Consider the following 13,819-nt stretch of genomic DNA (forward strand, 5'->3'; position numbering starts at 1 on the left):
AGCAATGCTATACACAACGTAAGACGGTATGCCCAGGCCGGTATTGACTGATATTCAGCAGGGATGTTGAAGTACCACGGCAGGGGATCAAATTAATTATCCCAGATTTGATGCTGGTACCTCAATAATAGGATAATCAAGTTTTCAGTCGATTAGGCAACCCTGAACACATTTAACATATCAGGATGTTTTTCAATCACCCGCGGAAGTTTCAGGCTACTCCCTCGCCGAGGCAACATAACCCCAACCACCAGCGAAACCCTCGCCCAGCCAGCATAAACCCCACCACCCGCCACAAACGCCCCCGAGCCGGGATAAATGCTACCGCAGACGCCCCCCGCCGAGGCGATTTGCAACCTATCGCAATCAAAATTTCCCCTTATTACAACAAAAAAACGCCGGCTTGCGCCGGCGTCATCATTACTGCTTCTACAGTCTTAACGGCTTACTTAGCAGTTTCAGCCTGCTTGGACTGGATGGCGGTCAGGGCGATGGTATAGACGATATCGTCCACCAGCGCGCCGCGCGACAGGTCGTTGACCGGCTTGCGCATGCCTTGCAGCATCGGCCCGATGGAGATCAGGTCGGCTGAACGCTGTACCGCTTTATAGGTGGTGTTGCCGGTGTTCAGATCCGGGAAGATGAACACGGTGGCTTTACCGGCAACCGGCGAATTCGGCGCCTTGGACAACGCCACGTCGGCCATGATGGCGGCGTCGTACTGCAACGGACCGTCAATCACCAGATCCGGACGTTTTTCCTTCGCCAAACGGGTGGCTTCACGCACTTTTTCCACGTCGCTGCCGGCGCCCGAGGTACCGGTAGAGTAGGAAATCATTGCCACACGCGGGTCGATGCCGAAGGCCGCGGCGGAATCGGCGGACTGAATGGCAATCTCGGCCAGCTGTTCCGCGGTCGGGTCCGGATTGATGGCGCAGTCGCCATACACCAGTACCTGTTCCGGCAACAGCATAAAGAACACCGAGGACACCAGCGAACTGCCCGGCGCGGTCTTGATCAACTGCAGCGGCGGACGGATGGTGTTGGCGGTGGTATGAACCGCCCCGGACACCAGGCCGTCAACTTCACCCTGTTCCAGCATCAGGGTACCCAGCACCACGTTGTCTTCCAACTGCTCGCGGGCCACCACTTCGGTCATGCCCTTGCTTTTGCGCAGCTCAACCAGGCGGGGAACATAACGTTCACGCGCCTCTTCCGGGTCGATAATCTCGATGCCTTTACCCAATTCCACGCCCTGCACGGCGGCAACGCGATGGATTTCGTCCGGATTACCCAACAGCACGCAATGGGCAATGCCGCGTTCGGCGCAGATGGCCGCCGCTTTCACGGTACGGGGTTCATCGCCTTCGGGCATCACGATACGCTTGCCGGCCTGGCGCGCCAGCTCGGTCAACTGGTAACGGAACGCCGGCGGCGACAGGCGACGCGAACGCTCGGAGCTGGCGGTCAGGGACTCGATCCAGTTGTTGTCGATATGGCCGGCAACATAGTTCTGCACTTTTTCCACCCGGCTATGGTCGTCAGCCGGCACTTCAAGGCTAAAGCCCTGCAGGCTGAGCGAGGTCTGCCAGGTATTGGTCGGCACGCGGAACATCGGCAGGCCGGTCTGGAAGGCGCGGTCGCACAGGCGTTGGATACGTTCGTCCACCTGATAACCGCCGGTCAGCAGTATGGCGCCCAGTTCCACGCCGTTCATGGCCGCCAGGCAGGCGGCAACCAGCACGTCGGGACGATCGGCCGACGTCACCAGCAGCGAACCCGGACGGAAATGCTCCAGCATGTTCGGCAGGCTGCGCGCGCAGAAGGTCACCGAACGCACGCGACGGGTCTGGATGTCGCCTTCGTTGATGATGGTGGCGCCCAAATGCCTGGCCATGTCGATGGCGCGCACGGCAATCAGGTCAAAACTCCAGGGTACGCAGCCCAATACCGGCAGCGGGCTGTTTTCAAACAGTTGCTTCGGATCGATATTGGCGACGCTGGCCTTGGGCGTATCGTCGAAAATTTCCGACAGGTCGGGGCGGGTGCGGCCCTGTTCATCCACCGGCGCGTTCAGCTTATTAACGATAACGCCGATGATGCTTTTATTCTTGCTGCCGCCGAAGCTGGAACGGGCCAGCTCGATACGTTCCTTCAACTGATCGGGCGAATCGTTGCCGAGCGAGAGCACAAACACGATTTCCGCGTTCAGCGTTTTGGCGATTTCGTAGTTCAGCGCATTGGCGAACTGATGTTTACGGGTCGGCACCAGGCCTTCCACCAATACCACTTCCGCATCTTTGGTATTGTCGTGATAACGGGCGATGATCTCTTCCATCAGCACGTCCTGCTGATTGGAACCCAGCAGCGACTCCACATAGCTCATGCGCAGGGGTTCGGCGGAGGGAATGGATGAGTTGGCGCGGATAATATTGGTGGTGGCGTCAAGACCGTCATCGCCGGCACGGGGCTGGGCGATCGGCTTGAACACGCTCAGGCGCACGCCTTTCTGCTCCATGGCGCGAATGACACCCAGGCTGATGCTTGTCAGGCCGACACTGGTGCCGGTTGGGATCAACATGATTGTACGGGACACGGCTAAACCTCTTTAAACGGTTGCTCGTTTATCTAACGAGTGTCCCGCCGGCGTTGCCCGGCGGAACGGGGAAATACTGTTACGCCGTCAGACGGGCGGCATCCTGGGCAATGACCAGTTCTTCGTTGGTGGTGATGACAATCGCCGGGCGGCTGGCGTCGGTGGTGATGACGCCGCTGTTGCCGAAGCGGGCCGCTTCGTTGCGCGCCGGGTCGATTTCAAAGCCCAGCAGCGAGAGTTTGCCCAGGGTCAGCTCGCGCACCTTGGCGGCGTTTTCGCCGATGCCGCCGGTAAAGATTACCGCGTCCAGGCGACCGTCCATCAGGGCGGTGTAGGAACCGATATATTTGGCCAGGCGATGGCAGAAGACATCCATGGCGCGCTTGGCTTCAGGCTTGGCGTCGTAGTTATCGATAACCCAACGCATATCGCTGGTGACGCCGGTCAGGCCCAGCAGGCCGGATTCCTTGGTCAGCAGTTTATCGATTTGTTCAACCGACATGCCCATGGCATTATGCAGGAAGAAAATAATGGCGGGATCAAGATCGCCGCTGCGGGTGCCCATGACCAGGCCTTCCAACGGGGTCAGGCCCATGGAGGTGTCGACGCTCTTGCCGTTGCGCACCGCGGTAACCGAACCGCCGTTGCCCAGATGGCAGGTGATCAGGTTGACGTCTTCCACCGGTTTATTCAGCATGCGCGCCGCTTCCTGCGTCACGAAATAATGGCTGGTGCCGTGGGCGCCGTAGCGGCGGATGCGATGTTCCGCATATAATGAATACGGCAGGGCGTACAGATACGATTCTTCCGGCATGGTCTGATGAAAAGCGGTATCGAACACGGCCACGTTTTTGTCGGCCAGTTTCGGAAATGCCTTGAGCGCTTCGTTGATGCCGATGATATGGGCCGGGTTATGCAGCGGCGCAAACGGGATGGAGTCCTTGATCGCTTGCAGCACATCGTCCGAGAGGAGAGCGGAGGCGGTATATTTTTCGCCAACGTTAACGACGCGATGGCCGATTGCGGTGAGCTGCGCTGATAATTCTGGTTTTTGAGCGAGAATTGTATTAACAATAAAGCTCAACGCTTCGCTGTGCGCGGCGCCGTTTCCTAACTCAGCTTCATGCTTGCCGCCGTCGATCTTCCATTTGATGCGCGCTTCCGGCAGGTTGAAACATTCCGCGAGGCCGGAGAGGTGTTCTTCACCGTTGGCTGCATCGATAATGGCAAATTTTAAGGATGAACTGCCACAGTTAAGAACCAGTACTAGCTTACTCGACATGGAAGTACCTATTTGTTGTGCATGGTTGTGCATGGTTAATAAATCATCAATCAGCTATAAAGCGTAGCGCATTACGCCGTTGAGATTTATGATTAACATCATGCCAAAGTGCGTTTTATTTGACATGAAATCGAAAACTGTTGAAGTTAAACATTTTTTTTGAAACATGTGTTTACTTATCGCGATCGATCGTGGCGACGTTAAACGGAATCCTGAAGCCCGGGCTGCATAAAGGGTGCGTAGGGGACAGCCACCAGGCGGCAATAAGGATAACGATTGCCGGTAGTAAAGACAAAATATATTTAAAAGTTATACAATTGATTGTGATTTTGCACAAAAATTTTAATTTTTATTCGTAAAGTTGAGGTCAGCTATGGCGACAATTCCTTCCGGTTCGGTCAGCTGGTACAAGATTTTCCAGCGCGGACAAGATTATATGAAAACCTGGCCGACCGAGAAACGCCTGGCGCCGCTTTTTCCTGAAAACCGCATGATTACCGCCACCCGCTTTGCCGTGCGCTATATGCCGGCGGTGGCGGTCTTCACCCTGACCTGGCAAATCGCCCTCGGCGGCCAACTGGGTCCGGCGGTCGCCACCGCCATATTCGCCTGCAGCCTGCCGATGCAGGGCCTCTGGTGGCTGGGCAAGCGCTCTGTTACCCCGCTGCCCCCCACGCACCTGCACTGGTTCCATGAAGTGCGCCACCAGCTTAACGAGGCCGGTCAGGCGCTGGCGCCTGTCGAAGGCGTTCCAACCTATCAAATGCTGGCCGACGTGCTCAAGCGCGCGTTTAAGCTGCTGGATAAAGCCTTTCTGGACGATTTATAGGCGTTATGTATCCGTTCATTATCCGTCCCGACGGGTAATGGACGGGCGATATTTCGCCACCTGCTGTCTTAAATCAAAAAAGCGCCGGCTTGCGGTACCGCCATCGTACGCATTATGCGATGCTACCGCCAGACAACTATAGGCGCCAGCGGGTCGGCGCCCACCGGCACATAATCAGGAGTGGATGATGGAGATGACGAACGCCCAGCGGTTGATTCTGTCCAACCAGTATAAAATGATGTCCCTGCTGGATCCGGACAACGGCGAGCGCTATCGCCGCCAGCAAACCATTGTCGAACGCGGCTACGGCCTGCAGATGCGCGAGCTGGACCGGGATTTCGGCCAGTTGAGCGAAGACGTTTGCCGCACCATTATCGATATCATGGAATTGCACCACGCGCTGCAGGTCTCCTGGTCGAACCTGAAGGAAAAACAGGATATCGACGAGCGGCGCCTGGCGTTTCTGGGCTTCGACGCCGCCACCGAAGCGCGTTACCTTGGTTATGTGCGCTTTATGGTCTTTACCGAGGGGCGCTACACCCACTTTGATTCCGGCAGCCATGGATTTAACGCCCAGACAAAGATGTGGGATAAATATCTGCGCATGCTGGCCGTCTGGCAATCCTGCCCGCGCCAATATCATCTCAGCGCGGTGGAAATTACGCAAATTATCAATGCCTGACGGCCTAACCCGGAGATATGCCTGTGCTGTGTAAAGGTTTTTTGTTTGACCTTGATGGAACGTTGATTGATTCATTGCCGGTGGTTGAATTAGCCTGGGGAAATTGGGCCAGGCGGCGGGGGGTATCCGTTGACGAGGTGCTTAACTTTATCCACGGCAAACAGGCTATCATGTCGTTGCGCCATTTTATGCCCGGCGAAAGCGAGGCGCGCATCCAGGCGGAATTCAGCGCGTTGGAAAAGTTCGAAGCGGAGTGCATCGACGGCGTGACGGCGTTGCCCGGCGCGGTGGCGCTGCTCAACCGGCTGAACACGCTCGACATTCCCTGGGCCATCGTGACCTCAGGGTCGATGCCGGTGGCCACCGCACGGCTGCGGGCCGGGCATCTGCCGCCGCCGGCGTGGCTTATCACCGCCGAACAGGTCGCCCGCGGCAAACCCCAGCCGGACGCTTACCTGCTGGGCGCGCAAAAACTGGGTTTTGCCCCGGCCGACTGCATCGTGGTTGAGGATGCCATCGCCGGTATTCAGGCCGGCCTGGCCGCCGGTTGCTCGGTTATCGCCGTCAATCCGCCGGCGGAAACGCCGCAAAAAGAGGCCATCGGCCTGCTGCTGACGTCCCTTGAACAGCTGCTGATTGAACGCGAAGGCCCGTCTGCGCGCGTGAGTCTTAGTCCCCACTGAAACAAATCCGTAAAATCAATAAATTAATGATTTAGCCCCGCCACCCCGGGGCTTTTTTATGGCATGATTTGCCCCAGAGACCGCCTTAATACCGGGAAAACGTTGTGAATAACGAACTCATCTGGGTACTGGCCCTGCTGTTGATCGCTATCTTTCTCTTTACCACCAACAAAGTGCGCATGGATGTGGTGGCGCTGCTGGTGATCATCGCCTTTGTCCTCAGCGGTACCCTGTCACTGCCTGAAGCCACCGCCGGCTTCAGCGATCCCAATGTCTTGCTGATTGCCGCTATGTTTGTGGTCGGCGAGGGATTGGTGCGCACCGGCATCGCCTACCAGGTCGGCGAGTGGCTGATGCGGGCGGCGGGCAATAGCGAAACCCGCATGCTGGTCCTGCTGATGGTGACCGTTGCCACCCTGGGCGCCATCATGAGCTCCACCGGCGTGGTGGCGATTTTTATCCCGGTGGTGCTCAACGTATCACAGCGCATGAAAATCTCTCCCAGCCGCCTGATGATGCCGCTGAGCTTCGCCGCCCTGATAAGCGGCATGATGTCGCTGGTGGCGACACCGCCCAATATGGTGGTCAACAGCGAGCTGGTGCGCGACGGCGCCGAGGGCTTCGGCTTTTTTGCCGTTACGCCGGTGGGCGTGGTGGTGCTGGTGCTGGGCATCGGCTATATGCTGGTGGCGCGCTACTGGCTGGGCGGCGGTGAAACCAGTCACGAGCGCGAGCAGTGGAAGCGCCGGACGTTTCGCGACCTGATTCGCGATTACCGTCTGACCGGCCGCGCGCGCCGTCTGGCCGTGCGGCCCGGCTCGCCGCTTATCGGCCAGCGCCTTGACGACCTCAGGCTGCGCGATCGCTATGGCGCCAACGTGGTCGGCATCGAACGCTGGCGTAAATTCCGCCGGGTGATGGTCAGCGCCGGCGGTAATACCGAGCTGCGCCAGCGCGATGTGCTGTTGATCGACATGTCCGCCTCCGAGGTGGATCTGCGGCAGTTTTGCGGCGAACAGCAACTGGAGCCGATGGTGCTGCGCGGCGAGTATTTCTCCGAACAGGCCAGGGATGTGGGCATGGCGGAAGTGAGCCTGATCCCCGATTCCGAATTGGTGGGCAAGACCCTGCGCCAGGTCGGCTTTCGCAGCCGGTATGGCGTTAACGTGGTGGGGATCCGCCGCAACGCCGAGGCGCTGGCCGGCAAGCTGATAGACGAGGAGCTCAGGCTTGGCGATATCCTGCTGGTGATCGGCGACTGGAAGCTGATTCGCCAACTGCAGTTAAAGAAAAACAATTTCATCGTGCTTAACCTGCCGGCCGAGGTGGACGACGTGGCGCCGGCGGTGAGCCAGGCGCCCCACGCGCTGTTCTGCCTGGCGCTGATGGTGGCGATGATGTTGACGGAGCAAATCCCCAATCCCATCGCCGCCCTTGTCGCGTGCGTGCTGATGGGCAAATTCCGCTGTATCGATATGGAAAGCGCCTATCGCGCCATTCACTGGCCGAGCCTGGTGCTGATCGTCGGCATGATGCCCTTCGCGCTGGCGCTGCAGAAAACCGGCGGCATTGACCTGGTGGTGCGGCTGCTGATGGATATTTCGGGCGGGGCGGGAGCGCATGTCATGCTGCTGAGCCTGTTTATCCTGTGCAGCACCATCGGCCTGTTTATTTCCAATACCGCCACCGCGGTGCTGATGGCGCCGATTGCGGTGGCCGCCGCCAACGAGATGGCGGTTTCGCCCTATCCCTTCGCCATGATTATCGCCATCGCCGCGTCCTCGGCATTCATGACCCCGGTCTCGTCGCCGGTCAATACGCTGGTGCTGGGGCCGGGCGGCTATCGGTTCGGGGATTTTGTCCGTATCGGCGTACCTTTTACCCTGCTGGTGATGGCGGTAAGCGTGGTGCTGGTGCCGCTACTCTTTCCCTTTTGATATGATGGCGTTCGCGGGCGAAACGGGCGGATGAGGCCGGCTAAAGCGGCGTGTCCTGGCTTATCTCGTCCAACGACAGGTTAAAGCTTGGCACGAACACCGTCATAAAGTATTCCATTTCCGGACTGTGGCGCTCCGCCAGGGTTTTTTCCAGGCGCGCCATCGCCATGGTAAATTCGTTATTGCCCGCCGAAAGCTCCTCGAGGCACTTCAGGTAGGCGCACAGGGTATCCGCCTGTTTGACGACGGCTTTCTCCTCGGGCAGGTAACAATCGTCGTCGAGCAGGACGCGGTAATCGTCCCGCAGCTCCGCGGGCAGCATGGCAATCAGCTTCTGTTGGGCGATTTTCTCGATATTTTTATATTCGTGGGCTATCTGCGGGTTAAAATATTTGATCGGCGTGGGCATATCGCCGGTCAGCACTTCGCTGGTGTCATGGTACATCGCAAGCAACGCGATGCGCTCCGGGTTAAGGGCGCCGCCGAACTTACGGTTTTTGATGACCGCCAGGGCATGGGCGACAAACGCCACCTGCAGGCTATGCTCGGAGACGTTTTCGGTGCGGACATTGCGCATCAGCGGCCAGCGGTTTATCAGTTTCAAACGGGAAAGATGGGCAAAAAAGTGGCTTTGCATCATGGTGCGCCCCTGCGGCAGGTGAATAGCGGCTCTATTGTGCGCACAGCCGGCAAAATATGCAAATCCGCCGGCTGAAGGCGAGGTAGGCTCGGCCCGCGCGGTTATTGATGATAATTCTGCAAAAAACGTCCGAATTTGCCGATGGCGGTTTCCAGCACGTCCACATGGGGCAGCGTTACGATGCGCAGGTGATCCGGCCACGGCCAGTTAAAGGCGCTGCCCTGGACCAGCAGCACTTTCTCCTGGAGCAGCAGGTCGAGCACCAGCTTCTGATCGTCGAGGATGTTGAAGCGCCGGGCGTCAATGCGGGGGAACATATACAGCGCGCCGCTGGGTTTGACGCAGGATACGCCGGGGATATCGTTGATAAGCGCCCAGGCGCGGTTGCGCTGTTCATAAAGCCGTCCGCCCGGGGCGATGAATTCGCTGATGCTCTGGTAGCCGCCGAGCGCGGTCTGGATGGCGTGCTGCATGGGCACATTGGCGCAAAGGCGCATCGACGCCAGCATTTCCAGGCCTTCGATATAGCCTTTGGCGTGTTTTTTCGGCCCGTTGAGCACCATCCAGCCCTGGCGGAAGCCGGCGACGCGATAGGTCTTGGACAGGCCGTTAAAGGTGACCGTCAGCAGGTCCGGCGCCAGCGCGGCGATGGAGTAATGCTGCGCCGCGTCGTAGAGGATTTTATCGTAGATTTCGTCGGAGAAGATGATGAGATTATGCTGGCGGGCGATTTCCACCAGCTCCAGCAACATCTCCTTACTGTATACCGCCCCGGTCGGGTTATTGGGGTTGATAATCACCAGGCCGCGGGTGCGCGGGGTGATTTTGCGGCGGATGTCGTCCAGATCGGGAAACCAGCCGGCTTCTTCATCGCACAGGTAATGTACGGCGCTGCCGCCGGAAAGGGAGACCGAGGCGGTCCACAGGGGATAATCCGGCGCGGGAATCAGCATTTCATCGCCGGTATTGAGCAGCGCCTGCATCGATTGCTGGATAAGCTCCGATACGCCGTTGCCGATAAAGACATCCTCGACGGTCAGATCAAGCATATTGCGCGCCTGATAGTGCTGTACAATCGCCTTGCGCGCCGAATAGAGGCCTTTGGAATCACAATAGCCCTGCGAAGTCGGCAGGTTGCGGATAACGTCCACCAGTACCTCTTCCGGCGCGTCGAAGCCGAAGGGGGCGGGGTTGCCGATATTCAGTTTCAGAACCTTGTTGCCCTCTTCCTCCAGGCGCTTGGCTTCTTTAAGCACCGGGCCCCGGATGTCATAACAAACGTTTTCCAGTTTGCTGGATTTTTCTACAGGTGAGATCACGATATTAGGCCTTATCACAGGTAAACGTATTCCGACCATGGAATGACGCACTCCGCCTAATGTACTCTTCCGGCCGGTTTTTTTGAAGGCTATCGGGCGGCCGGGTGACGAATGTTCGGGCGGAAAATAAGGAATGGTGGAAAATTTATTTTTTTGCATATTTTTTAGATGAAATCACTATCAAAACACCCACATGGAGCTTTTATCACACTTTAAAACTGCTGAATAACAGTTAATTTGCGATTTTTTGGGTATTTTTTATACTACTTGGGTACGATAAAGGTTACTCTGCTAAATGGAACAGCGTTGCGCCGCGGCCCGTCCCCCGGTCAAAAGGTTAGCTTAAACGAAGGTTTAAAACCGCCGTCCGCATTGGATCCCAAGCGGGCAGGAAAGTCAGCCTGTTTTGCCAGACCAGGGTCACATTTTTTCCCGAGGCAAAGTATTGCTACTTCATCGGCTTGTGAGCTTTTATCCAGAGAAAAATAAAGGTCACACTTTGATGCTTACAAATTATAGTTGTTTCGTTTATGGTAGCTATTTATGGTATACATTTAAGCGGGTGTACTTTTCGAAAGAGATTTATTTTGATCGTATAAACAATAGTTAAGAAAAATTTATGTTAATTATGGCGGTTGGGATAAAAAAATAGGACTTAACCGGTAATATCCAACATTTCTTTTAATAAGAGGGTTGGATCAAATTAATTACATTAAAGTTTTGGCATGTCATTCAAGTTTTCTAAGATTTTTTTAAGCGCTATGCAAATGATATCACTGCGAAATTTGGGGCTTTACCCAGGATGATGGCTGAATTTCGACAATCGGGGCTACCTTTTATATATGTTAGAGCTTTGTTTGATGAGTACGACTTCCCCTAAAGATTAAAGCATGTACCAGTTAACATAACGGCCGACGTAGCGTCGCTATGGTGTGAAGGGGATATGCTCAAAACAGATTTAGCTTGGAAATGTTTTTTTTGAACGCCAGGGTAGTAGTGTGTAAATAGAATACAAAAGTGAAGACAATATTATGACCAATGCAAATCGTCCAGTGCTCAATCTTGATCTTGATTTATTGAGAACGTTTGTTGCAGTCGCTGATCTAAACACCTTTGCGGCCGCAGCAGCATCAGTTTGTCGAACACAGTCGGCTGTCAGCCAGCAAATGCAACGATTAGAACAACTTGTCGGAAAAGAGTTGTTCGCCCGTCACGGCCGCAATAAGCTGTTGACCGAACACGGGATACAATTGCTCGGTTATGCCAGGAAGATCTTGCTTTACAATGACGAGGCATGTACCTCCTTGATGTACAGTAATATCCAGGGGGTCTTGACTATCGGCGCTTCCGACGACACCGCCGACTCGATCCTGCCTTACTTGCTGAGTCGGGTAACGCGGATCTATCCCAAACTGGCGATTGACGTTAACGTCAAGCGCAGCCCTTTGATGCAGGAAATGCTGACCAATGGCGAGGTGGATCTGGCAATTACCACGTTGACTAATCCAAATCATCCTTACGTTACGCTGCGTTCGTCGCCGACGTTATGGTTCTGTTCATCGGATTACCGTTTTATCCCGGGGGAAGTCATTCCGCTGGTGGTATCCGACGACCCCAGCCCGTTTCGCACCATGGCCATCGAGCAGCTTCAGGCAGCCGGCGTTTCCTGGCGTATTGCCTATACCGCCTCCACCCTGGCCGCCGTGCGCGCCGCGGTAAAGGCGGGATTGGGCATTACGGTGCGGCCGGTGGAGATGATGAGCCCCGACCTGAGGGTGCTGGGGCATAACGAAGGTCTGCCGGCGTTGCCGGATACCCAGTATGTGCTCTGCAAACATCCACAGTGCGAAAATGAACTGGCCATGGCTATCTTCAGCGCGGTACAGACCGGGAACGAGTCTTATAAACCGGACGTATCGCCCCCGGTCAAAGGGGAGGGGGAGAGTTATACGGTCAGTGATGAATAGCTGAGACAGTAGTCATGTTAAGCCTCTGAAAATAGGGGCTTAATTTTTAATAAGATCCTATTATGACGGTAACGGTTTTTTTAGTTGCCAAACCGCGTTTAAAACCCGCCATGTCTTTCCCCGACACCGCCTGGCGAACGTCCGCCGCGCCTTGTTGCCCGCGCCGGCAGCCTGATTATATTTTAGCCATGCCAGTTAAATCAAAACACTGTTTCTGATTACTTTTTTGCCTAATGGCGCACAGAATGTGCATCTTTTATTCTGATTAGTTGCAAAATTGTGCCCTGGATCAAATTTTGCCCTTACCGATAGCGAGGAATAACATGATTTCGCCTGAAAATGGTATAGTTATCTGCGGGCAATCCGGGTGTCATAGAATCCACCTATGTTATTTCCATGTTGCCTGCGCCTCGCACTGACTCGATTAAGCTGCGGGCGTGCGCATCAAATGTTAATTAGATATTAACTGTGTAAATTACTATGAAGTTTCTTTTGTCCAAGTTGACAAAAGGTTATGTAAAGGAGTAAAAACCCCACACAATGGCTGTGTATGCCGGCGGCAGCAGCGCGGTGAGGTTTTTTCCGCTCCTTCCCATAAATTGATGTGGTGAGTCGAACTGCCATTGACGAAGAGCAGGCTGCAAAATGCCACTTTTGATGAGCAAAGAAAATGTCAATAACCACTGAAGTTACCGCCCATTATTGGGCGTTCGCCGTATTCCTCGTTGGTGCCGTCGGCTTGTGCTGCTTTATGCTGCTGGGCGGATTCTTGTTAGGTGGCCGCGCGCATTCCCGATCAAAAAACGTGCCGTTCGAATCCGGTATCGATCCGGTGGGAACGGCCAGATTGCGTCTTTCGTCCAAATTTTACCTGGTGGCCATGTTTTTTGTCATTTTCGACGTGGAAGCCCTGTATTTATACGCCTGGTCGGTCTCCATCCGCGAAGTCGGCTGGGTCGGCTTCTTCGAGGCGGCGGTTTTTATTATTGTGTTGTTGGCGGGCCTGGTGTATCTGGTCCGCGTCGGCGCGCTGGATTGGACGCCCGAGCGTTCCCAGCGCCTGAAACGCGCGGGCCCGATCGCCGAAAATCAACGTCATCAGCAGTAACAGCGAGGCATAACCATGGATTACACCCTCACCCGTGTTGAGCCGGACGGTGAGAATGGCGGTGAAAACGACCGTTATCCCCTGCAAAAACAGGATATCGTCGCCGATCCCCTGGATGGGCACGTTAACCGCAGCGTTTTTCTCGGTACGTTGGAAAACGCGTTGCACAATGCGGTGAACTGGGGACGGGGCAACTCGTTGTGGCCCTATAACTTTGGCCTTTCCTGTTGTTACGTCGAAATGACCACCTCCTTTACCGCGGTGCACGACGTGGCGCGCTTCGGCTCGGAAGTTATCCGCGCCTCACCGCGCCAGGCGGACTTCATGGTGATTGCGGGCACGCCGTTTACCAAAATGGCGCCGGTCATCCAGCGACTCTATGATCAAATGCTCGAGCCGAAATGGGTTATCTCCATGGGCGCCTGCGCCAATTCCGGCGGTATGTACGATATTTATTCCGTGGTGCAGGGCGTGGACAAATTTTTGCCGGTCGATGTGTATATTCCCGGTTGCCCGCCCCGCCCGGAAGCCTACATCCAGGCGCTGCTGTTGCTGAAGGAATCCATCGGCAAGGAGCGTCGTCCGCTGTCATGGGTGGTGGGCGATCAGGGTGTGTATCGCGCCAATATGCAGTCGGAGCGCGAGCGTAAGCAGGGTGAGCGTATCGCGGTTACCAACCTGCGTTCCCCCGACGAGATTTGACGCGCGCGGCGATGTGGCGGTTGTCGTCCATAATCGGTTAACGCGCACAGTGGCATGACGCCGGCACTGCATTA

The 13,819-nt window shown here is 55.8% G+C and carries 11 protein-coding genes; 7 read left to right on the forward strand and 4 right to left on the reverse strand.

Annotation, left to right across the window (positions count from 1 at the left end; genetic code table 11):
• Nucleotides 1-445: 445 nt before the first annotated feature.
• Both pta and ackA read right to left on the reverse strand, forming a co-directional pair.
• Nucleotides 446-2,596: a phosphate acetyltransferase gene (gene pta / locus VGC33_RS12215; RefSeq protein WP_331121033.1), complete on the reverse strand. Its 2,151-nt coding sequence runs from the start codon at nucleotides 2,594-2,596 to the stop codon at nucleotides 446-448.
• A gap of 79 nt (nucleotides 2,597-2,675) precedes the next feature.
• Complete coding sequence (gene ackA, locus VGC33_RS12220) at nucleotides 2,676-3,878, reverse strand: acetate kinase (protein WP_331121034.1); 1,203 nt, start codon at nucleotides 3,876-3,878, stop codon at nucleotides 2,676-2,678.
• A 373-nt stretch (nucleotides 3,879-4,251) separates the two neighbouring features.
• On the opposite strand from ackA, the gene yfbV reads away from it, so the two are divergent.
• From yfbV to VGC33_RS12240, 4 genes are all read left to right on the forward strand, one after another.
• Nucleotides 4,252-4,707: a terminus macrodomain insulation protein YfbV gene (yfbV, locus tag VGC33_RS12225; protein ID WP_331121035.1), complete on the forward strand. Its 456-nt coding sequence runs from the start codon at nucleotides 4,252-4,254 to the stop codon at nucleotides 4,705-4,707.
• Nucleotides 4,708-4,894: 187 nt separating this feature from the next.
• Nucleotides 4,895-5,389 (forward strand): YfbU family protein, encoded by a 495-nt coding sequence (locus VGC33_RS12230; protein ID WP_331121117.1) that lies wholly within the window; start codon nucleotides 4,895-4,897, stop codon nucleotides 5,387-5,389.
• Nucleotides 5,390-5,412: 23 nt separating this feature from the next.
• Nucleotides 5,413-6,072, forward strand: a complete 660-nt coding sequence (locus VGC33_RS12235) for a sugar phosphatase (protein ID WP_331121036.1) — start codon at nucleotides 5,413-5,415, stop codon at nucleotides 6,070-6,072.
• 104 nt (nucleotides 6,073-6,176) lie between these two features.
• Nucleotides 6,177-8,009, forward strand: a complete 1,833-nt coding sequence (locus VGC33_RS12240; RefSeq protein ID WP_331121037.1) for an SLC13 family permease — start codon at nucleotides 6,177-6,179, stop codon at nucleotides 8,007-8,009.
• Between the two features lie 40 nt (nucleotides 8,010-8,049).
• Here the strand turns inward: VGC33_RS12240 and yfbR are convergent, their stop codons facing one another.
• A complete protein-coding gene (gene yfbR / locus VGC33_RS12245) occupies nucleotides 8,050-8,649 on the reverse strand; it encodes a 5'-deoxynucleotidase (protein WP_331121038.1) in 600 nt (199 codons plus the stop codon).
• 101 nt (nucleotides 8,650-8,750) lie between these two features.
• The gene (locus VGC33_RS12250) at nucleotides 8,751-9,965 is read right to left on the reverse strand and encodes a pyridoxal phosphate-dependent aminotransferase (protein ID WP_331121118.1); all 1,215 of its coding nucleotides are present in this window, start codon (nucleotides 9,963-9,965) and stop codon (nucleotides 8,751-8,753) included.
• Between the two features lie 1,034 nt (nucleotides 9,966-10,999).
• Between VGC33_RS12250 and lrhA the strand changes: the two genes are divergently transcribed.
• From lrhA to VGC33_RS12265, 3 genes are all read left to right on the forward strand, one after another.
• Nucleotides 11,000-11,935 (forward strand): transcriptional regulator LrhA, encoded by a 936-nt coding sequence (lrhA, locus tag VGC33_RS12255; protein WP_331121039.1) that lies wholly within the window; start codon nucleotides 11,000-11,002, stop codon nucleotides 11,933-11,935.
• Between the two features lie 670 nt (nucleotides 11,936-12,605).
• Complete coding sequence (locus tag VGC33_RS12260) at nucleotides 12,606-13,043, forward strand: NADH-quinone oxidoreductase subunit A (RefSeq protein WP_331121040.1); 438 nt, start codon at nucleotides 12,606-12,608, stop codon at nucleotides 13,041-13,043.
• 15 nt (nucleotides 13,044-13,058) lie between these two features.
• Nucleotides 13,059-13,745, forward strand: coding sequence for a NuoB/complex I 20 kDa subunit family protein (locus VGC33_RS12265; protein WP_331121041.1), 687 nt, complete (start codon nucleotides 13,059-13,061; stop codon nucleotides 13,743-13,745).
• Nucleotides 13,746-13,819: the final 74 nt, after the last annotated feature.

The organism is Acerihabitans sp. (assembly GCF_036398755.1).
Lineage (GTDB): Bacteria > Pseudomonadota > Gammaproteobacteria > Enterobacterales > Enterobacteriaceae > Acerihabitans.